The sequence below is a fragment of the Halostagnicola bangensis genome, assembly GCF_054653435.1.
This window is the reverse complement of sequence record NZ_BAAIGG010000002.1, coordinates 2761727-2781532: the sequence shown is the minus strand read 5'-3', so window position 1 is coordinate 2781532 and position 19806 is coordinate 2761727. Positions and strand designations below refer to the sequence as shown.

At 59.6% G+C, this 19806-nt stretch carries 23 protein-coding genes and 1 pseudogene; 13 read left to right on the top strand and 11 right to left on the bottom strand.

The annotated features are described in order from the left end of the window. Positions 1–101: 101 nt before the first annotated feature. The 3 genes from ACYQ14_RS15655 to ACYQ14_RS15645 all read right to left on the bottom strand — a co-directional run bounded on the left by ACYQ14_RS15655 (position 102) and on the right by ACYQ14_RS15645 (position 2270). Positions 102–974, bottom strand: a complete 873-nt coding sequence (locus ACYQ14_RS15655; protein ID WP_459889313.1) for an ABC transporter permease subunit — start codon at positions 972–974, stop codon at positions 102–104. After that, positions 971–1843, bottom strand: coding sequence for an ABC transporter ATP-binding protein (locus tag ACYQ14_RS15650; RefSeq protein WP_459890090.1), 873 nt, complete (start codon positions 1841–1843; stop codon positions 971–973). The genes ACYQ14_RS15655 and ACYQ14_RS15650 overlap by 4 nt, the downstream gene beginning before the upstream one ends. Positions 1844–1931: 88 nt before the next feature. Continuing rightward, positions 1932–2270: a hypothetical protein gene (locus ACYQ14_RS15645; RefSeq protein WP_459889312.1), complete on the bottom strand. Its 339-nt coding sequence runs from the start codon at positions 2268–2270 to the stop codon at positions 1932–1934. Positions 2271–2680: 410 nt separating this feature from the next. On the opposite strand from ACYQ14_RS15645, the gene ACYQ14_RS15640 reads away from it, so the two are divergent. The 8 genes from ACYQ14_RS15640 to gvpM all read left to right on the top strand — a co-directional run bounded on the left by ACYQ14_RS15640 (position 2681) and on the right by gvpM (position 7695). After that, positions 2681–3313: a GvpL/GvpF family gas vesicle protein gene (locus ACYQ14_RS15640; RefSeq protein ID WP_283835229.1), complete on the top strand. Its 633-nt coding sequence runs from the start codon at positions 2681–2683 to the stop codon at positions 3311–3313. Positions 3314–3316: 3 nt separating this feature from the next. After that, positions 3317–3571 (top strand): gas vesicle protein GvpF, encoded by a 255-nt coding sequence (gene gvpF / locus ACYQ14_RS15635; RefSeq protein ID WP_459889311.1) that lies wholly within the window; start codon positions 3317–3319, stop codon positions 3569–3571. Then, positions 3571–4413 carry an Hsp20/alpha crystallin family protein gene (locus tag ACYQ14_RS15630; protein ID WP_459889310.1) on the top strand — a complete coding sequence of 281 codons (843 nt, stop codon included), beginning with the start codon at positions 3571–3573 and terminating at the stop codon, positions 4411–4413. The genes gvpF and ACYQ14_RS15630 overlap by 1 nt, the downstream gene beginning before the upstream one ends. Then, complete coding sequence (locus tag ACYQ14_RS15625) at positions 4406–5344, top strand: hypothetical protein (RefSeq protein ID WP_459889309.1); 939 nt, start codon at positions 4406–4408, stop codon at positions 5342–5344. The genes ACYQ14_RS15630 and ACYQ14_RS15625 overlap by 8 nt, the downstream gene beginning before the upstream one ends. 110 nt (positions 5345–5454) lie before the next feature. Then, positions 5455–6069 carry a gas vesicle protein GvpJ gene (gene gvpJ / locus ACYQ14_RS15620; protein ID WP_459889308.1) on the top strand — a complete coding sequence of 205 codons (615 nt, stop codon included), beginning with the start codon at positions 5455–5457 and terminating at the stop codon, positions 6067–6069. Then, positions 6066–6410 carry a gas vesicle protein K gene (locus ACYQ14_RS15615; RefSeq protein ID WP_459889307.1) on the top strand — a complete coding sequence of 115 codons (345 nt, stop codon included), beginning with the start codon at positions 6066–6068 and terminating at the stop codon, positions 6408–6410. The genes gvpJ and ACYQ14_RS15615 overlap by 4 nt, the downstream gene beginning before the upstream one ends. Further along, the gene (gvpL, locus tag ACYQ14_RS15610; RefSeq protein ID WP_459889306.1) at positions 6407–7342 is read left to right on the top strand and encodes a gas vesicle protein GvpL; all 936 of its coding nucleotides are present in this window, start codon (positions 6407–6409) and stop codon (positions 7340–7342) included. The genes ACYQ14_RS15615 and gvpL overlap by 4 nt, the downstream gene beginning before the upstream one ends. Then, positions 7339–7695, top strand: coding sequence for a gas vesicle protein GvpM (gene gvpM, locus ACYQ14_RS15605; protein ID WP_459889305.1), 357 nt, complete (start codon positions 7339–7341; stop codon positions 7693–7695). The genes gvpL and gvpM overlap by 4 nt, the downstream gene beginning before the upstream one ends. Before the next feature lie 140 nt (positions 7696–7835). On the opposite strand, the gene ACYQ14_RS15600 is transcribed toward gvpM, so the two are convergent. The 3 genes from ACYQ14_RS15600 to ACYQ14_RS15590 form a co-directional block, all read right to left on the bottom strand. After that, the gene (locus ACYQ14_RS15600; protein ID WP_283835221.1) at positions 7836–8051 is read right to left on the bottom strand and encodes a hypothetical protein; all 216 of its coding nucleotides are present in this window, start codon (positions 8049–8051) and stop codon (positions 7836–7838) included. 956 nt (positions 8052–9007) lie between these two features. After that, positions 9008–10069 carry a zinc-dependent alcohol dehydrogenase family protein gene (locus ACYQ14_RS15595; RefSeq protein WP_459889304.1) on the bottom strand — a complete coding sequence of 354 codons (1062 nt, stop codon included), beginning with the start codon at positions 10067–10069 and terminating at the stop codon, positions 9008–9010. Between the two features lie 174 nt (positions 10070–10243). Further along, positions 10244–11548: an HAD family hydrolase gene (locus ACYQ14_RS15590; protein ID WP_459889303.1), complete on the bottom strand. Its 1305-nt coding sequence runs from the start codon at positions 11546–11548 to the stop codon at positions 10244–10246. 175 nt (positions 11549–11723) lie between these two features. On the opposite strand from ACYQ14_RS15590, the gene ACYQ14_RS15585 reads away from it, so the two are divergent. Continuing rightward, positions 11724–12758 (top strand): glutathione S-transferase family protein, encoded by a 1035-nt coding sequence (locus ACYQ14_RS15585; RefSeq protein WP_459889302.1) that lies wholly within the window; start codon positions 11724–11726, stop codon positions 12756–12758. Positions 12759–12888: 130 nt separating this feature from the next. Next, positions 12889–13260 (top strand): DUF192 domain-containing protein, encoded by a 372-nt coding sequence (locus ACYQ14_RS15580; protein WP_459889301.1) that lies wholly within the window; start codon positions 12889–12891, stop codon positions 13258–13260. Position 13261: 1 nt separating this feature from the next. Here the strand turns inward: ACYQ14_RS15580 and ACYQ14_RS15575 are convergent, their stop codons facing one another. Next, positions 13262–13768 (bottom strand): hypothetical protein, encoded by a 507-nt coding sequence (locus ACYQ14_RS15575; protein ID WP_459889300.1) that lies wholly within the window; start codon positions 13766–13768, stop codon positions 13262–13264. A 111-nt stretch (positions 13769–13879) separates the two neighbouring features. Beyond that, positions 13880–14998, bottom strand: coding sequence for a zinc-dependent alcohol dehydrogenase family protein (locus tag ACYQ14_RS15570; RefSeq protein WP_459889299.1), 1119 nt, complete (start codon positions 14996–14998; stop codon positions 13880–13882). A 424-nt stretch (positions 14999–15422) separates the two neighbouring features. Here ACYQ14_RS15570 and ACYQ14_RS15565 point away from each other — a divergent pair, with 424 nt between their 5' ends. The 3 genes from ACYQ14_RS15565 to ACYQ14_RS15555 all read left to right on the top strand — a co-directional run bounded on the left by ACYQ14_RS15565 (position 15423) and on the right by ACYQ14_RS15555 (position 17785). After that, positions 15423–16556 (top strand): hypothetical protein, encoded by a 1134-nt coding sequence (locus tag ACYQ14_RS15565; RefSeq protein ID WP_459889298.1) that lies wholly within the window; start codon positions 15423–15425, stop codon positions 16554–16556. 212 nt (positions 16557–16768) lie between these two features. Continuing rightward, complete coding sequence (locus ACYQ14_RS15560) at positions 16769–16984, top strand: DUF7692 domain-containing protein (RefSeq protein WP_459890088.1); 216 nt, start codon at positions 16769–16771, stop codon at positions 16982–16984. 60 nt (positions 16985–17044) lie between these two features. Further along, a complete protein-coding gene (locus tag ACYQ14_RS15555) occupies positions 17045–17785 on the top strand; it encodes a 3'-5' exonuclease (RefSeq protein WP_459889297.1) in 741 nt (246 codons plus the stop codon). On the opposite strand, the gene ACYQ14_RS15550 is transcribed toward ACYQ14_RS15555, so the two are convergent. From ACYQ14_RS15550 to ACYQ14_RS15540, 3 genes and pseudogenes are all read right to left on the bottom strand, one after another. Beyond that, positions 17766–18155: a hypothetical protein gene (locus tag ACYQ14_RS15550; protein ID WP_459889296.1), complete on the bottom strand. Its 390-nt coding sequence runs from the start codon at positions 18153–18155 to the stop codon at positions 17766–17768. The two genes, ACYQ14_RS15555 and ACYQ14_RS15550, sit on opposite strands and share 20 nt — an antisense overlap. A 14-nt stretch (positions 18156–18169) precedes the next feature. Then, positions 18170–18313, bottom strand: a pseudogene (locus tag ACYQ14_RS15545) (IS5 family transposase); the annotation flags it as partial. A 754-nt stretch (positions 18314–19067) separates the two neighbouring features. Further along, the gene (locus ACYQ14_RS15540) at positions 19068–19748 is read right to left on the bottom strand and encodes an IS6 family transposase (protein ID WP_459889295.1); all 681 of its coding nucleotides are present in this window, start codon (positions 19746–19748) and stop codon (positions 19068–19070) included. Positions 19749–19806 lie beyond the last annotated feature (58 nt).

Genomic DNA, 19806 nt, shown 5'->3' with positions numbered 1-19806 from the left:
GCCACCGAAGCGTCCGACGATTTTCGTGACTACGCCGTTTCGGTTTGGTTTCGAGAGTGATCGGAACGCGTGATCGCATCAAATACGAACGGAGTGTCCGGTCAAATCTCGAGGCGTTTAAACCGGACGTATCCCGCGGCGGCGGGGACCACAATCCAGAAGCCGAGGATCGCGACCGCGAACCACGGCTCGAGGTAAAACGGCGTTTCGCCGGCCGTTCCCGATACCTCAGCGAGCCCTGACAGAAACAGATCATCTTCCGGAAGCGTCGCCGTCGCCACGATCTGATATGCGACCGCGGGCGAGAGGCGGAAGAACAGAACGAACCACTCGGGGAGCGGCGGCTCAATTGACGTCGTTCCGGTGTGGAGAAAATGCAACAAAAAGGCGAGTAACTCCCAGAGGAAGTTGAGCACGACGAACGTTCCGAACGCGCCCCAGGCGGCTCGAGTCGTCGAACCGGTCGCCGAGGAGATCGCGACGGCGAGGCTGACGTACGCGACGCCGAGGAGTAGCGTCGCTCCCACGAAGACGAGAAACTGAACTGGTCTGATCGTCCCTGTGGCGGCGACGAGTGCAACTGCTCCGGCCGAAAACCCGAGGACGATCGAGACGGCAACCACGCACGATCGACCGATAATCTTCCCGAAAACGATGGTGCCTCGAGAGTGGGACATACCCAACAGACTGTAAATACTCCCGCTTTCTCGCTCGGCCGCGATCGCCTTGTATCCGATCAACGTCCCGATAATCGGAACGAACATTGCAGCCGGTGACAGCAGTCCGAAGAGGATGCTAACGGTGTTACTGTCCGCGTTCACGAGGTTCCCGAACTGCGCCGCGAGAACGATCCCGCCGACGGTAAAGAGGACGAACAACGCGATCAATCCGAGGAGCACTCGCGACCGAATCGCAACCAGAAACTCCTTTTTTCCGACCAGCATCGCCCGCGTCGTCCACCGTCCGACGCTCATGGTTCACCGTCCGAAGACGACGTGTGTGCGACGAACAGTTCCTCCAAGGACGGTTCCTCGGTATCGAAGGTGTTGACCGACGCCCCGGCGGCCTGGAGTTCGGCCAGTACGTCCGGTTTCGCTTCGTCCTCGCACGAGACCGTGACGGTCGTGTGGTTCCCGCTCGCATCGGCGACCCCGGGTATCGCTTCGATCGACGAAATCGCGCCGTCGGGGAGACGATCGACGTCGACCGTAAGCGTCGTCTTCGATTTCGCCGTATTCCGAAGCCCGTCTATCGAATCGACGGCGATCAGATTCCCGTTCGCGAGGATGCCAACGCGGTCACAGACCGCTTCGACCTGGTCGAGGCTGTGACTCGAAAAGAAAACCGTCGCGCCGCGAGCGGCCTCCGCTCGGACGATTTCTCGTAGGTCGCGAGCGCCCTGCGGATCGAGCCCGGTCGATGGCTCGTCGAGGACCAACAGGTCGGGCGAGCCGACGAGGGCCATCCCGAGTAGGAGTCGTTGTTTCATGCCTTTCGAGTAGTCGCTGGCGTTTCGGTCGGCCGCGTCGGCGATTCCGACGCGCTTGAGGATCGACTGTGGCTCGTCATCTGCCCCGTTCGACTTGATCGCGAAAGAAACGTGTTCTCGTCCGGTCAGGCGATCGTAGACCGCGGCACGCTCGGGGAGGATACCGGTCCGTTCGCGAATTTGTTGTGGGGCCTCCTGTACGTCGTCGCCAAGCACGCGCAGTTCTCCACCGGTCGGTCGGGCGAACCCGAGCAAGAGGTGAATGAGCGTCGTTTTTCCCGCGCCGTTCGGCCCGAGAAATCCGAAGATCTCTCCGCGCGGTATCGTCAGCGAAACGGTCTCGAGGGCGACGATATCACCGTACCGTTTCGTTGCACCCTCGAGCTCGATAGCGGCTGTTTCCGCTGAGCCTGTCCGTTGTGGATCTGTCAGCTACATGCACTTATCGAATCCCCGCGTAAGTTCGTCGCTGGTACAGATAGTAGATCGACACGAGCGGACTCAACCCGGGGACGAAGCATCCGAAGGCCGCCGTGAGCACGAATTTGGTCCGGTCGGGCTCCCACTCAGCCGTGACACCGGCCGCCTCGAGGATCGAGATGTCGCGATACAGCGCGTACGGCAGTGCGATCGTGACCAGAGAACCGCCGGTGATAACGACCATTCCGATGATCGTTACGGCCGTCTCGTCGACGGGTACGCTTTCGAAGCCGGAAGTGAGCGCGGCACCGAACGTCACGAGAAAGGATAGCATGAGAACGTACACGACTGGAACGATCATGATTACGTGTTTCCACCGTGAAATCGTTGAGTCAGATCTCATAGGAAACTGTATTTCAATTTATGCCTTTAGTTTGATTATATTTAAAACTCTCTATATTATTTTGAACAGTGAGCGAATTCTTGCGACTGCAAGCACGAGGATAACGAGCGGTGGTAGTGTAGTATCCGTTCGAAACGGATTGTGAGAACGGTGTTCAGGGACGACTCCTACCCATCGAGCGCTCTCGGTGCGCTTGCGTCTCTGCACTCGGAGAGACCACAGCGCGATACTCGAGACCATCACAGATCTACCATGAATACGCAATTCCGTACTATCACAGCGGACGAACGGTGTAATCGCCCGCTTCGAGAGGGGGCGCGACCGCCTCGAGCGAGAAGAATTGCTGACTCGTCGGGGGTGACGGTTCCGTGACTAACCGATACGTCTACGGGATCGTCGAATCCGGTGCCGACCTCGAGTTCGAAACCGACGCGGTCGGCGGTGCGAACGAGGTCTACACCGTCTCCCATCGTCGGTACCAGGCCGTCGTCTCGGACATCGACACAACAGATCCCGAGGAGACGGACGAGGATGCAAAGCGCCACGACGAAGTTCTCCGCGAGATCATGGAGCGGACCAACGGGCACTCGATCATCCCGATGCAGTTCGGAATGGCCTTCGAGAGCAACCGCGCGCTGAAGAACGTTATTCGAGGCGCTCGACCGGCGTTCCGACGCGCCATTCGCGATATCGAGGGCCGAATCGAACTCGGTCTCAAACTCGTCACGGAAGAAGATGCCGACGTCGACCGGGAGGCGATCGAGGAAACCGTCGCCGACGCGCTCGAGTCGCTCGCCGCTCAATCGGTCGAGAACGATCACTTCAGCGATCGGCTCGTTCTCAATCGTTCGTACCTCGTCGAGGAAGACGAGCGCGAAACGTTCGACGACGCCGTCGCGGAACTCGAGGACCACCCCGACCTCGAGGATGTCATGGTGCAGTACACGGGCCCGTTCGCACCCTATAGCTTCGTCGACGTGAAAATCGGAGCACAACGATAACCCATGTTTGTACTCGACGACTTGCTCTTCCGGCCGTTCGTCAGCATCCTCGACGCGATCCACACGATCGCGCTCGACGAACTCTACGACCTCGAGGGGCTTGAGGACGAACGCAAGGAAAACCAGCTTCTGTACGAACTCGGCGAGCGCTCGGAGTCGGAGTATCTCGAACGAAAGGAGGCCCTCGAGGAGGAGATCGAGGTCGCCCGTGAGGTTCATCAGGAGCTACGAAGCGGACGCGTAGAGGTGAAACGATAATGTCCGACGAGCGATCACCAGACGACGAACAACCACGAGACGACGATCGATCACCGGGCGATGAACAACCACGAGACGATGACAGACCGGACGAGTCGAGCGACGACGATCACAAAGCGTCGAACCGAGACTCGAGTCGATCCGACGCCGGTTCCGATGAGCCCGCCGACGAGGAGCCGTCGGAACCCGGCGATCGACAGCCGCCGATCGGTCCGGGGTCGACCGACCACTGGTTGTCCGACGAGCCGCCGGGATCGAGTGACTCCAGTGGGGGTCACTGGCTCTCGAGCCTCCTGAGCCTCCTCGACTCCCTCGATCGGTCCTCGAAGGCGTCGCGATCGGGTCGATCCGGCGGTGGCGGTCGTTTCGGGCTCGATTACGACCTCTCGATCGGGTCCGGACTCGAATCGATCGACTCGGATTCCGTCCGAGACTCGCCGAATCGAGCGTCGCAGAACCCGCGAGGACCCGACCGGAGGCGAAGCTCCTCCGGAGGCCGTCCCTCGCGAACGCGCCGCCATCGATCGTCGCTGTCCACCCAGCATGTGACGACCAGAACTTACGACGACCAAGTGCTGGTCATCGCGGATGTCTCGAGCGTCGATCCCGAATCGATCACCGTCGGATTTGACGACGGGACCATCGGCAACACCACGCTCGTTGTCGGCGTTAGCGATCGGGAACTCGAGCGCATCGACGTTCCGTGGGATCGGTCGTCGGTCGAGGCCGATGCCCGGATCAAAAACGGCGTTCTCACGGTTACCGTTTCGATGGACGACGGTGAGTCGAAAAGCGGGACAGCCGACGACAACGGCGATTTTCGCGGTGATCCCGATGAGTGAGGACGAAAATGCGAGCGCCGCCGACTCGATCTTTCGGGAGGCGACGGAACACCTCGAGTCGCTCGAAGCACAACTTGAGCCCGTCGAGTCGCTCGAGGAACTCGACGACGAGGCCCTCGAGTCCGTCCTCGGAGACGTCGATGCGCTCGTCAATGTCGCGACGGAGCTCGAGGACCTCCTTGAAGCGGTCGACCTCGAGAACCTGCCGGAAGCGGTCGACGGCGACGAACTGCTCGAGGCGATCGATGTCGGCGAGGTACCCGAGGCGCTGGACGGCGACGACGAAGAGGGCGTAGGCGACGTCGTCGATTTCAGCAAAGTCTTCGATGCGGTCGATCTGCTAAGCGCCTGGAACGCGACCGACCTCACCGACATCTGGGAGGAGACCCAGGAACTCGAGGAGGCGGTCGATGACCTTGCCAGCGACGAAGACGGTGGACTGGCCTCCGAGGCCGCATCTGCGGTGACCGGGGAAGACGAACTCGTCGGCGGCGAAGACGGGCTACTCGGCGGAGACGAAGACGATGGGGTCCTCGGCGGCGAAGACGGGCTCCTCGACGACGTCGACCCCAAAGATGCGCTGGGATCGATCGACGTAGAGCAAAATCCTGAAGCGTACCAGGTATTCATCCAGCAACAGGCCACCGAGGGGATTGACGAGTTTCGGGACGCCCTGTTGAAGACCCACGGCAAGTTCGAGAAACTCTACGAGCTGAACCGCGAGAAGATGCGTCGGCAGGATACGAGCACTAACTCGAGAAATCCGACGGCGGCGTCGACCATCCAGACCGACCGACGCGACCTCGGCGGCGGCGCTCGGTACTCGACGGTTCCGCGGAAGGTGAAGTACTCCACCGCACCGACGCGAAAGCGGATCTACGGCCGACGGTTCGAACTCGAGCGCAAGCGGCGGGGATACGACGATGACTAACGGTGATATCATGCTAGTTACCTCACGATATCCGGCGGTCGGTGGACCGGCCCGAATCGACTATAAACACCAGCGGTTCGTTCGGACGGCCGAGCACGGAGGTGAGCGGCGTGGTCGATGACTTCCAACCCAGTCGACAGAAGACCGACCTCGCCGAAGTCGTGGAAATGCTCCTCGACAAGGGCATCGTCATCAACGCCGATATCGCCGTTTCGATCGGTGATACACAGCTACTGGGCATTCAGGTTCGGGCGGCGATCGCATCCTTCGAAACCGCGGCGAAGTACGGCCTCGAGTTCCCGGAGGGGACCGACATGCGGCGTGTCGCCGAGGCCGTCGGCGACCCCGAGCTAGCCGAGATGGATCGTCCCAACCCTGCGATCGACCCGACTCGAGGCGTCAACGTCACGCCGGATCCCGAGGATGACGACGATGGTGAGAAGTCGGACGAGGAGGCCGCACAAGCAGACGAAAGCGAGGCGGAAGCCGAATCCGGCGAAACGGACGGCGGCAGGCCAGAAGGGGAAATCGACGACTCGAGCGGCGACGAGTCCTACGAAGCACCCAGCGGTGTGAGCGAGCGCGTCGGCACTCGACCCGATCCGAATCGGCCGACCAGCGGCGGATTCAATATGCTGAGTAACAATGACGGAGACGATACGGAGCACGACGACGAGGCGGGCGACGAAGAAACCGAAGCGACGACGGAGGCGGATACCCAATGACGACGATCGACGTCGGCGACGGCGAGGACGCTCGAGACGGTCTCATGACGCTCGTCGTGACCGTCGTCGAACTGCTCATCGAGGCCTTAGAGCGCGAGGCCGTCCGCCGGATGGAGTCCGGCGACCTCGCCGACGAAGAGATCGAACGGCTCGGAGAACAGCTCGCCACCATCGAAGCCGAACTCGAGGAGCTGAAATCGGACGAGGGTATCGACGACGGCGTCGACAATCTTCGAGGCGACCTCGACGGACTGGTAAGCGACGCGATCGAGCAGTTAGGAGGAGATTACTCCGAGCACAGACAACCCGGCTACTCCGTTTTCGGAGGTGAACAAGAGTGAGTCGCGATCGAGCGGGGTCCGACGTCGACGCTCGAGAGGAACACTCCTCCCAAGACCAACAGCGCTCCGACGGCGAGTCGGATTCGCTTCCTGATATCGAAGAGGGACGATACCTCTACTGTGCGGTTCGAATCGACGGCGAAGACGGTTTCCAGGACCGGGATCGAATCGAACTCGAGAAGGCGGGGATCGACGACGAACCGGTTTCCGTGGTCGCCGTCGACGACATCGGCGTCGTCTGTCACGACTGTGACGCGATCTACGATTCGGGGGATCTCGAGCAGGTCAAACGCTGGCTCGTCCGCCATCAGACGGTCGTCGATGCCGCAGGCGATCGGTTCGGAACGCCGGTGCCGTTCCAGTTCGATACGATCATCCGAACCGACGACGCGGGGGTCCGCGAGTGGCTCCGGAACGAGTACGACACGCTCGAGCCGACGCTTGCGGAACTTGCGGGCCACTGGGAGTATCGAATCGAAGTCGTCGAAACGGATCCGATCGAGGAAGAGCGATTGATAGAACGCGACGAACAACTCGCCGACCTTCGGGAACGAATCGACGACTCGGGATCGGGGACCGCACACCTCCTCGAGAAACAGTACGACCAGCGCGTCAAACAGCTTCGAGCTGATCGCCGGGAATCCGTCGAAGCCGACCTGAGAGTCCGGATCGACGAAGACGTCCGAGAGGTTCACGCACTCGAACGATCGCCGGCCGCCACGCTCGAGGACGGATCGACTGATTCGGCAGAGATGTCGATCGACGCCGGGGAGACGCTGTGTCGGTTCACGGTTCTGGCTCACGAGGACGACGAATCCGCGGTCGGTTCGGTGCTCGATGACGTCGCATCGAACCCGGGTTTCGCGGTCAAATTCACCGGTCCGTGGCCGCCGTACACGTTCGCCCCCGAACTCGGTGGTGAGGACGGATGATGCCCAAAAAGGACGACGAGGCGCTGGTCGATCTCCTCGACGTGATCCTGCGAGACGGCGTTATCCTTCGGGCCGACGTGATCATTTCGGTCGCCGAAATCCCGCTCGTCGGGCTCAAACTCACGGCCGCGCTCGCGGGGATGGATACGATGACGGAGTACGGCCTCTTCGAGGAGTGGGATGTCGAACGGCGACGATCGCCGATCACCCGGAGACAGTACGGCAATTCGACGAAACGACGCGGGGAACGTGACTCCATTTCGGTGGGCACTCGAGGTGAATCGACGGCGCTCGGCCAGCGCAGTCGGGACGCCAACGGTATCCAACCGGAGGAGAACGACGAAAGGCCGTGAAAAAAACGTCGGGTGAAGAATAGCCGGTGAGAAAAACGTCGGGTGAAGAAAACGAAGGAGTGTCGAAAGAACGGATGACCAAGCCGAGTTCCCCGAACTCGACACCGAGAGCCGGTTTCAATCTTGAAACTGGAAACCTGTCACGCGAACTTCGGTCGTTCTCTCGTGAGTTCGACATCGCCGGTGACGTTTGCCTCGTCGCGGTCTTCGTCGTAGATGTACTGGCCGGTCGACTCACAGAGGGTACACTCGTAGTGTTCGGTGATTTCGTTGATCATTTCACCGTCCTCGAAATACACCCGGCTCTGGGTAATCTGGAGGAACTGGGCGGTCTCGCAGTTCGTGCAGGTGATCATACCGACCTCTCGGCCGGGACTGGTTGTAGTTATCCGGCTTGTAACCGAAAGTAGGTGATTTCTATGACTGAATTAACCGACTCGCTATTCTATCAAGCACCCATCGTGTAGTGGAAAATCACGACACGTAAACGAGTACTAATTAGTAACCAGGTAAGTAGCGTATACCGCTAGACGACGCCGGGATCTCCCCTTCTTTCATCGGCTCCGAATCGGCCGGTAAAACGAATTCTACCGACGCTCGCCGACACCCTTTGGCGACGATTTCATTGTTGGGCTATAGCACGACAGTTCGAAATCGTTTCGTCACCGGTTTGATCAATTCCTGTTACTTGTCCGAATTGAAACGGTTACGCGACGCTGATTCAAAACCGGTTCAGTCGGTAGAATACGCATATGTCGTCCCTTCTCGAGTATCCATGGCAACCGAAAAGAGCGAGCGAACCTCCGTGAAGGCCGCTTTCAGCGGCCGGTATCTCACCCTTCAACGGTTTGCAACGGTCGTTTCCCGACGGCTCCGCCCGATCTGACTCGCCGAGTGAGCCGGGTCGTTTCGTTCGGGGCTCGAGTGGTTGGAGGGCTCGAGAAGTCTGGTGAGCCACCCAATCCGCCTCAGACGGCCCCGTAGGGAGTTCCCACCGAAAGAAAGCATCAGCTATCGAGATGCGTAACGCGGTTAGGGTGACCGCGTAGTCGGCCGATACGTCTCGATCCCGATATCGTGGCGATTAGTTTTCTTGGACTACTGTCAGACAGGTTGTTCATAACAAAACAACAGCCTCTCGTCGACTCAATTGCGGGGAACAGACCCCGTCGGGTGCGTGCCCAGTGCTCATCACGTACTGACCATACGATTGCGTGTCCGTGCCCGGTTCCCTCGAAGCGGTTCGCCCCCGCGTCGGGGAAGCTCATGTCTCTCACACCAGGACGGGTTCCCGCCCCCGTTCGGGTTTACGCTAAAACTCCGTAATGACAGGAATGCCGACAGTATCGTAGGTATCCATCGAGGCGAGCGTCTCTGGAACCTCCTCGAGCGAAAGCGTCTCGCCGACTATCTTTCCTGGATCGAGGGTCCCCTGTGCGATGAGAGTGAACAGCTCGCCGTAGCGAACGAGGGGCATCCCGAACGAGCCGTGGAACTCGATCTCTTGCATCGTCATGGCGTCGACGGGAACCGACACTTCGCCGCCTTCTTCGCCCGTCGTGAGCCCGACCTGCACGTGGGTTCCGGTCTTGCCGAGGCTCCCGATGGAGTTCGTACAGGTTTCTGCGATGCCAAGCGCATCGATCGAGACGTCCGCGCCGCGGTCGGCGATCGACTTTACCTCGCTCGCCACGTTGTCCGTCTCGGCCGCATTGACCGTCGCGACCGCACCCAACTCTCGAGCCCGCTCGAGTTTGTCCTCGCGAACGTCGACCGCGATGGGGTGTGCACCCAGCGCGTCGGCGATGTGAACGGCCGAGAGACCGACGCCCCCGCAGCCGTGGACCGCCACCCAATCGCCGGGGCGCAAATCCGCGCGATCCGAGAGCGCGTGGTAGGCGGTCATGAACCGACAGCCGAGTCCCGCCATTTCGGTAAAATCGACATCGTCGGGGAGTTGTACGCAGTTAAAATCGGCCTCCCGAACGGGAAACGCCTCGGCGAACGCGCCGGGTGCGATGCCGGTGAACCCCAGTGGGATCACCGTATCGCAGACGTTCGCTCGGCCCGCTCGACAGTGCGGACAGCTTCCGTCCGCGAGGTGGAACGGGACCGTCACTCGATCGCCTTCCGAGACCGTTTCGACGTCCTCACCGACTTCGGAAACGATACCCGCCGGTTCGTGGCCGAGAATTTGGCCTTCGGGAGCTTCAGCGCCGACCCAGCCCCAGTCACCCTGCCACGCGTGCCAGTCGCTCCGACAGATGCCACACGCTTCCGGCTCGACGATCACCTGGTCTGGCCCCGGTTTAGGGTAGTCGACCTCTTTGACCGCGAGCGGTTCGCCGTGTTCCTCGAGTACTGCGGCTCGCATGATTACACCATCAACAGGTCAACATAAATATCTAGCAGGAATATTTATGCCAGTTGTCGACGCTCGAGTGCTCCTCTCTCGAATTCGAGTCGGCAGGTGGTCCCACTCGAGTGGCGGCACGCGTTTCTTCCAAGTGTCGGTCTCGCTCATCACTCGGGCGCGGATATGTGCTTCTTACTCGAGTCTCGCAAGGAGATTGAGCGCGTAGACGGTTCGCAACACGTCGACGCTTTTCCCCTGATCGAAGACGAGGTCATCCGTCCCGAGGACGTGATCGAGGGTATCCTGCGAGGAGTGTTCGGGTGCCGCCGCGATGCCGGCGTCGTTCTCGTCGACCCATTCCATCACCCGCAGGTCGCTCTTGGAGTCGCCCATCACGAGCGAGAACGGGTCCTCGAGACCCAGCACGTCGAGCGCCCGCTCGACGCCGACGACCTTGTTCAACTCGAGACTGCCGATCTCGGCGGCGTCGGCCTCGTAGTAGGCCACGTCGATGCGCTCGAGCGGGCCGGTTAGTTCGGACGGGACCTCCTTAGCATCGAGATCCGGATAGGCGCTTTCGCTCTCGAGGACGGCACGGATCTCGGGGTCCTGATCGGCGTAGAACGCTCGCGTCCACTCGCTGACGGTGTTGTTGTCGATCGTTCGAGCGCCGTTGGTGCCGTCATCGTCGTCTTCGGCTCTCCCGGCGGCGGTCCCGACCTCGAGCGTCGATCCGACGGCGTCGGCGAGCAGATCGATCAGATACACCAGCGCCTCGTCGATGACGGCTCGAGCCTGTGAGGTCCCAGTTTCGTAGTTCGGCTTCATCGTCACGTTGAACTCGTTGCCCTGCAGGTGACAGCCCCGTCGGAGATCCGTCGGTGCCTCGGGAAGCACGCGGCTTCGAATGTCGTCGAAAACCGCCCGAATTGCCTCGTCGAGATCTTCGTAGAGCAACTGCTTGGTGTTCGCGCCGTGACCCGGCGTGAAGACGCCCGTTCCCGCTTCGTAGACGATCGAGAGGTCACCCGAGTGGACGATTTCACTGCCCAGTCCCTGGATGGCGAATCCTTTGACGTTCTCTAAGGTCTGTCCCGTACAGATGACGATCGGAATCCCGGCCTCATGAAATTCCGTGAGCATGTGGAGGGTGTCCCGCGGAATCTCGTTGTCCGTCCCGCCGGCCGAGCGAAGCGTCTCGTCGACGTCGAGGACAAGCACGTTCACGGCGCGGTCGTACTTCGCACCCAGATCGAGGGCGGTAAACGCCTGCTCTCGAGTGGCCCGCGCGGCGATGTCGGCGAACGTCTCTCCGGCGGCGAAGTCCCCTCGAATCTCGTCCTTTCGCTCCTCGAGAACCGTGTTGGCTTCCTGCCAGTGCTCGAGGGCGGCTCGGGAATCGATCGCCGGAAAGACGTCCACGAACTCCTGGTACTCCCGTAGTGTCTTCGTGTCGTACTCGTCGTAGAGGCGATAGACGAGATCGTATCGTTCCATGTTCCCTACAGGTGGGGGCAGTGGGATAATCGTTTCCCGGATGGAGCGGTTGGGTCTCGACCAACGTGTTTCGCAGTACTGTCCGCACGATCACCAACTCAACCTCCATCCGTCGCTGCCCGGTAACACTGATGTACGCTGGCTCATTTTGTGTCTGGATCTCCTCCACTCAAGTATGAACAAACTCGTCGATGGGGAGTGGCGGACGGACGCGCACGAAACGACCGGTGAGGACGGAGCGTTCGAACGACAGGAGACCACCTTTCGAGACGAAATTCGAGACGAGCCGGATGCACGATACCAGCCGGAAGCAGACCGCTACCACCTGTACGTCTCCTACGCTTGCCCGTGGGCGCACCGAACTCTACTCGTGCGGGCGATGAAAGGCCTCGAGGACGCGATTTCGGTATCGGTCGTCGACCCGTACCGCGGCGAGGGCGGGTGGCAGTTCACCCCGGAGAAAGACGGCTGTACGCCGGACCACCTGTACGATTCGGACTACCTGCGGGAACTCTACGTCGAAGCCGATCCGGACGCGACCTGTCGCGTGACGGTCCCGGTCCTCTGGGACAAACAGGAGGAAACGATCGTCAACAACGAATCGAGCGAGGTCCTCAGAATGCTCGACACCGAGTTCGACGAGATCTCGAATCGGGACGTCGACCTCTATCCGGAGGAGTATCAGGACGAAGTCGATCGAATCATCGACGAGATCTACGAGCCGATCAACAACGGCGTCTACCGCGCCGGATTCGCGACGAATCAGGAGCCCTACGACGAGGCGATCGACGACCTCTTCGGCGCGCTCGCACACTGGGATGAGGTGTTAGCAGACCAGCGCTATCTCGCCGGTGATCGGCTCACGGAAGCTGACATCTGTATGTTCACGACGCTCGTCCGGTTCGACCAGGTCTATCACACCCACTTCATGTGTAACGTCCAGTTCGTCCGCGAGTACGAGAACCTCTGGCCCTACCTGCGAGACCTGTACCAGACGGGCGTCACCGACCATCGGGAGGGGACCGCTGGCGTCTCTCAGACCGTCAACATGGATCACATCAAAGAACACTACTACACGACCCATCCGGACGTGACTCCCTCCGGAATCATCGCCCGCGGTCCGGACCTCGAGTTCGAGGCACCACACGACCGCGACGAGCTTCCGGGCGGACCGCCCTCGGCGCTTGCGGCCTCGAGCGCCGACGACTAAGTGGATCGAAGGGGACCGTCATTCGACGAGAAGAGATTGTCGAACCGGAACGACGAGAAGCGATTGTCGAACCGGAATCTGCAACGCACCGGCGAGAATCTTTTTGACCGCGTGGCCTCGACTCGAGGGCGTGCGACTCGTCCACGACGCCGACGGAGAACGGGAACCGCTCGCGAGCGACATCGAGATTGCGGATGGTCTCGTGAGTCAAACCCGAGGGCTAATGTTCAAGCGATCGATAGCTGATGGGTACGGATTGGCGTTCACGTACGAAACCGCGAAAGCTCGAGACATCCACATGCTGTTCGTCTTCATGTCGCTCGACGTTATCTGGATTCACGAGGATGTCGTCCAGCGCGTCGAAACCCTTCGGCCCTGGCGCGGGTTCGCGAAAGAAACGGCCGACCTGATCGTCGAACTTCCCGCCGGTACCGCAAGCGATGTCGAAGTTGGCGACGAAGTGCTTCTCGAGGATAGCGATGACGTTCTCGAGAACGAGTAAATTACTCCTCGAGCGCCTCGAGTTCCGCCAGTTGCGTCTCGAGCCACGGCGGCCGGTCAGTGTACTGCCACTCGGCCCACTCTGCTTTCTCGCCCGCGTAGTAGGCTCGATAGGCTTCGACGGGATCGTCGCACCGGTATTCGTCGGGCATGGCCTGGGGCCGCGGAGTCGGCGCTGACTGCGGAAACTCGATCTCGTCCGGGTCGATCTGCTCGATTACCTGCCAGCTCGCGTGGTCCTCGTCCTTCTCGTAGCGCTCGACGAACTCCGCGTTGAGCGCCTCAGCGTGCTCGCGAAGCCGGAGCCAGTTCGCTCGAGATTCGGTCGCCCACTCGGTCACGGGATGGCTCGCGTGGGTCGGGCTGTAGAGAAACCCCGCGTCGAGCCCGTTCTCTCGGGCCGCGGTACAGAGGACCTGAGCCGCCTCGAGGAGAAGCTTGTTCACGTGCTGGTCGCAGTGATAGCGCGCGGCCAGCCGCGGCTCCTCGTCGAGCCAAAAGACGTTCATGCAACGGTTGGGTTCCGAGGCCGGTTGAGAATATCGCCTTACGATTTTGGCTAGTCACAGATATCGAAAGTTCAGCCGTTCGTATTGGTTCGTTTCTCCAGACGGCGACGCTCAAAACTTCGTAACGACCTCGATGCCGCGAGTCTCGTACGCCGTCATCGCGGCGAGTCGATCCGAGACGTCCTCGAGCGCAACAGTCTTCGTGACGAGTTGGCCGGGATTCAGCCGGCCCGAGGCGATCATCCGCAGGATCTCGTCGTACCTCGAGGGTGGCATCCCGCGGGAGCCGAGGAAGTCGATGTCCCAGCGGGTGAGCTCGTCGATCGGCAGGGAGACTTCGCCGCGCTCGGCATCCGTGGTCAGGCCGAGTTGGATGTGAGTGCCCCGGATCCGAAGCGAGTCCAGACTGTTTCGGCAGGTTTCCGCTCGGCCGAGCGCGTCGACGGACACGTCAACGCCCGCGTTCGTCCCACGACCGTCGCGGCGGCCTTCGGACGATCGGTCGCGGTCGGTTCCGACGGCGACCGCCTCGGCGATTGCGGCCGGAACGTCGCTTACCGCGCTCGCGTCGACGAGTTCGTCGGCACCCGCGTCGGCGGCTAGCTCGAGTGGCTCATCCCGAACGTCGACGGCAACCACGCTCGCGCCGAAGGCCGCGGCGATCTGGACGGCGGCGAGGCCCAACCCGCCGCAGCCGTGGACGGCTACCCAGTCGCCCGCCCGGACGTCGGCGCGATGGGCCAGTGCATGAAAAGCGGTCACGTATCGACACCCGAGCGCGGCGGCGTCGGTCGAGCTGACCGATTCGGGGAGTTTCGTGGCGTTAAAGTCGGCGTAGGGAACGTGCACCCGCTCTGCGAACGCGCCCGGAACGCTCGATTCGAACCCGAGTGCGAAGCCGTCCGCGCAGACGTTACCGTGACCGCTTCGACACTGCTCACAGGAGCCGTCGCCGAGGTTGAACGGGATCGCGACCCGATCGCCCACCTCGAGTCGGTCGACGCCCCCGCCGACGGCGGCCACTCTCCCCGCGGGTTCGTGGCCGAGAATCTGTCCCCGTGACACCCGATCGTCGGCCCACTCGCCGTGACCCTGCCAGGCGTGCCAGTCGCTTCGGCAGACGCCACACGCTTCGACCTCGACGACGATACCGTGGGAAGCGAGATCCGGCTCCGAAACCGACTCGATCGAGAGTGGCTCGCCATAAGCCTCGAGAACTGCAGCGCGCATACTATCGCCATCCGCGGCGACCGGGATAGGTGTTCTCACTGGAACCCGGCACCTACCTGGACGAAATCGCGTGACTCGAGCGGGCCCGGGGAGAATTCGGTAGGCGGAAGATGACGTTTCCCGACGGACGAGCGCGGTGACAGCCGTCTCGTCCGAAACGAGTCTGAAACGCGCCTCGAGAACGGAATGTCAGCCGGTCAACTAGGTTCGATATCGGGGCCAGAGCGGATATCCGTGCGGATAATAGGGTATTTGATGACTGCTACTACCGTTTGACTCGTTGAAAGTGTCCGTTTGGTGTTTGCTACTGTAAGGGCCTGTATAGCCGTCTCAGCCCTCCTGTCCCGGTTGTGTCAAGTGAAACGATTGCCGAACGGGTAACCGCTACAATACAATTATCGAAGCTATGGAATTATCCGAGTGCATGGTAGAGCAATCGAATCGCGAAACGGTAGAATCAGACGACGAACGGGCATCGACGAGACGGACGGACGAGTTGGGAGTAACGCGACGACGAACGCTACAGTTGGGCGGACTCGTGGGCGTCGGCAGTATTTTCGGCGCAGTCGGGTTCGGAGCGGACGGCGTCGCGGCGGCGGCGGAGGGAAGCCGACCCGACGACATCGTTCACCTCGATTACGACGACTACGATAGCTGGTCGGACATCTACCGACTGTCGAACGGAGACAGCGCCGACCTGAACTTCGTCTCCAGTCCGACCTACACCGGCGAGAACGCCATCCAGTTGCAGGTGAACGAAAACGACCATTGGGGTGCGAACGCCCACTACGATTTCGAAGACGGACTCTTCGAACTCAACAACCGCATGCGCTTCGCGCTCAACACGAACTGGTCGATGGAGGGCCGGAACCTTGCGAACTGCCGAATCTGGAACTGCGCGCTGTCGATCGGCGAGGCCAGCGCCGGCGGGAACGTCCCCGACGGCACCAACGGCTGGAGCAACCGCATGTACGTCTCGAGTCGAGGCACCGATCCGGACGGCCCATTCCACCTCCTCTCGGACACCTACCACATCGATGAACCACAGGACCACAACTACATCATGGACGACGACGAGTACGCGCTCGCCCAGCCCGAAATCGAACCCGGCGTCTGGTACGACTTCGAGAGCTACGTGTGCGTGAACACGATCTCCAACGGCGAGCCAAATGACGACGGTATCGTCCGCTACTGGCTCAATGACGAGCTCATCTTCGAACGTGAGAACTTCAGCTTCACGTCGGACCTCGGTGACAACATCATCGACACCACTGGTCCGGTCGGTCACTACGGTGGCCGGTACCAGGCTCCGAAGAATCTGTACACCTACTACGACACCCACTCGATGGCGCTCAACGGCGTCTTCGAGTTCGACTCCTGTGGCGGCGGCGACCGGACGTTTGACGAGTCAGACGAGCCGTCCGAAACGGACGGCGAAGCGTCAACTTCAGGCGACGACGCCGAAGAGATCCAGGACGAACTCGAGGACATTGAGGACACGCTCGAGGAATCTGGCGTCGAGTTCCCACAGGGGTTAGGTGAGTTGTTCTCGATGTAGGCTTCTCACGGGGATCGAGGGTGCTCCGGTAGCGTATTTGGTAGAAAGCGGTTTTGCCTCGAATGAGGTGGAGGCTTGGTTTCTCGAGTGGTGGCAGGTGAGTTCGCGCTCGAGGAGTGTCTCGAATTCAGTCAACTCGGTTGGTATGAACGACAGTCCCGGGTCTGTCCGGATCCGAACCGACGACAGCAACGGAATAGCGATTCGACGAAATCGAGAAAGCCGCCGGCTATTACGACTGTAATCGATCCAACGCCGCCGCGTTCGACTGTCACGACGTTACCCGCATCGTCGCCAGCGCTCGTCGAGCCCTCGAGCGCCCGGATCTCACGCTCGCCCTGTGCCAGGAAATTGCTGAAATCCTCTCCGGTAGGAAAGTTCCCTTCGAAATCGCGACTACCGTCGATGTCGAAACGCCGAGTAGCTAGTATCTTTCTCCTGATTTTCCCGGTATACTTTTCACATATTATCATAACCTATAATATGTAATGGGTGCCGACAGTTCCGGTCGACTTGCCTTCGACATTGAAACAATCAATGCTGAGCGACCAGATGATGAGGAAATGGATGCGCAGAATTCTGAGCACGTCGAATTTTTTTGCGTATGCGTTGCCCACCAGACCGAACCTGGTACAGATCCTCACTACGAGATCATCTTCCGCGAGGGAAACAGTGCTGAAGATGAACTCAAAGTGATTGAACAAACACTTGATTATCTCGAGACCAAACCACCGGAGTCAGTACTCACGTATAATGGAAACGAGTTCGATTTGCCGCACTTAGAAGGGCGAGCGCAGATTGCCGCCGAAACGATTGAGGGACGATTCGATGTGGCACAGCGAGCCGAGGAGTTCGTCGACAATATAGAGAGTATCGATCTTATGCCCGAGGCGTGTGATTTCTGTGGTGATGAGTATACTTCGTTTGAGAACATTTGCGAAACTGTTGGTGTTGATGTGACTCGAACACCGTTCCAAGAGTACGACTTTGATATCGATGTTGTTCCTCATCGGCCTACTTGGAAAGGAATCGAACCCTACATGATGGGGTGTGACATTCCATTGCTCGGTGAGCGATATTTAAATTTTAAGAGAATTGGTGCAACCAATCTCCCACAATTTCAGGAACTCCGTGAGGCAATCAAACACTATGCAACAACCGATGTTATTCCGCTATTCGAACTCAACAATAAGCGCCCCTTCAGTGAGTCTATGTCGGTATCGAATTGACTTCTGTGCAATCCTCTAGTGATCGTCGGATCACACCTATCGCCTGCACGGTGCGTACGCGACACCTGCGCCTAACGACCGCTTGACGTGTACGCGTCGCCAATCCCTCACCGGAGAACTGCACGGAATCGATTTCCGCGTCGCCCTCTGCAATATCGAGATCGTCAGACCAGCGATCGGTGTCGATCGCCGGCACCAGCACGTTGTCGCCATCTTCTCCTTCAACACCACGCGCGGCATCGTGCGGTAGTCCGATGCCTTGAGTCCGCGGTCGGCGTGGTCGGGATTGGTCACGCGTCTCCCCTCCGGAGATCACCAATCGCGACATCGCGAGCACTGATCCCATCAGCGCAATTGCTGTCGCGATCATAAATCCCTCTCGTCGAGAATTACCCAGTCAGCGTAGCCTTCTTCTCCCGGACGGTAAGCCGGAGCTGGCTGGCCAACGACGGCTTTTTGGCCGAGCGATACAACCCTCTCTGTGAAGCGGGAGGTCTTCGTGTGCACAACGAAACCGTCCCGCTTCATTTCCTAGTAGATCTGGTATTTCCCCGAGCTACTAGCACAGCGATAAGAGTTCGATCGGCTCTATACTGCTAACGTTTAAGCGTCTAAACAAGGCCAATGATCTGTATTCAGTAGGCATCTTCTGACAGAATGAGAGTAGGAAGCTCAGCTTCTCCCGGATACAGGGAACGTATCGGTCATGACCGGAAATCCTCGTCGGCTGTTGCGAATGTAGGTCACTTCCTCCACCACAGTGGCAAATATTTTCGTTAACTGGTACCTTGTCCCACGGCACGCTATCGGCTAATCATTTCACGTGGTTACATGATCGTACTCCCATGGCTAATCGAGAGTGGATACGAGACGAGTTCCTAGTTACGCTGGACCTGTACCTCAATGAGGATATCACAGAGGACAAATCCGATCCGATAGTTCGGGATACGGCAGAACTTATCGGTCGAACTCCAGATGCGGTCGTCTACCGATTCGGAAACTACGGCTCATGTTCTGGACCGAAAACCCACCGGACCCGAGGGCGCTGCTCGAGCATGCCGACTACGCACCGTGGGCCGAATTCGCCAGATGGCTCACGGATTCGGAGCGAACACGACCGGCTGAGCAGTTTGTGTTAATGGGGCCGGGAAATAAGCAGCAAGACCTGAAATCGGCGTCAAGAACGGCTATAAGGCTGACTAAGACGAGTGCCAATCTAATTTACTATAGCCATTATAATATAGACTAGAATACACTTACATATTGGATGTATTGGCACTGTCTAGTTTAGAACCTCCTCAACCGGCGTTCGTCCATCGAGCGATTGATGCGGTCTCTGGTGGTTGTAATAATGCACAAAATGTTCAATCCATTTGCGAGCGCTCCGCCGACTGTCCACCCACGAGTTATGGAAACGGTCAACGCGCATTTTGAATGTGTGAAACCACTTTTCGATGAGGTTTCGGTCGGTGTAGTCAACCCGACCGTTTAGTCCTAATCGAGCAAGGGCAGTCCGATAGCCAAACTGATCGACGAGAAACACCGTCTCGGAGAGATCATGTTTCTCGCGGAGTCTATGCAGGAACGCAGCCGCCGGATCGGTGCCGTGGCGACCGAACAACTGAGCATCGAGAATCAACTTTGTATCGAGGTCTATTGCAGCGTACAACCAAGACCATTCGCCGTTAATTTTGACAGCAGTCTCATCAACCGCGACCCGCGATGGCTTCGCCACCGGCGGGTCTGGTACGCTGTCAGCCAGCTGATGTACCCAGTTCCAGATTGCTTGATGAGAGCGTTCAACGCCTATCAAGCGAAGAATTGCTTGTGTTTCTCGAAGCGAACAACCGGTCGCGTGGAGCCGGACGGCGAACACCCTGACGGGCGTCGCCGTCCGCTCACGCTCCCAAACTTCATCAAATTCCGCCGCGTAGGACTCGCTGAGCAGGTCTGCGAGCTTCATGCCAAAGTAACTCTACGGCCTGCTCGCTTCTCAAACTGGGCTAACTAGACACTGCCGC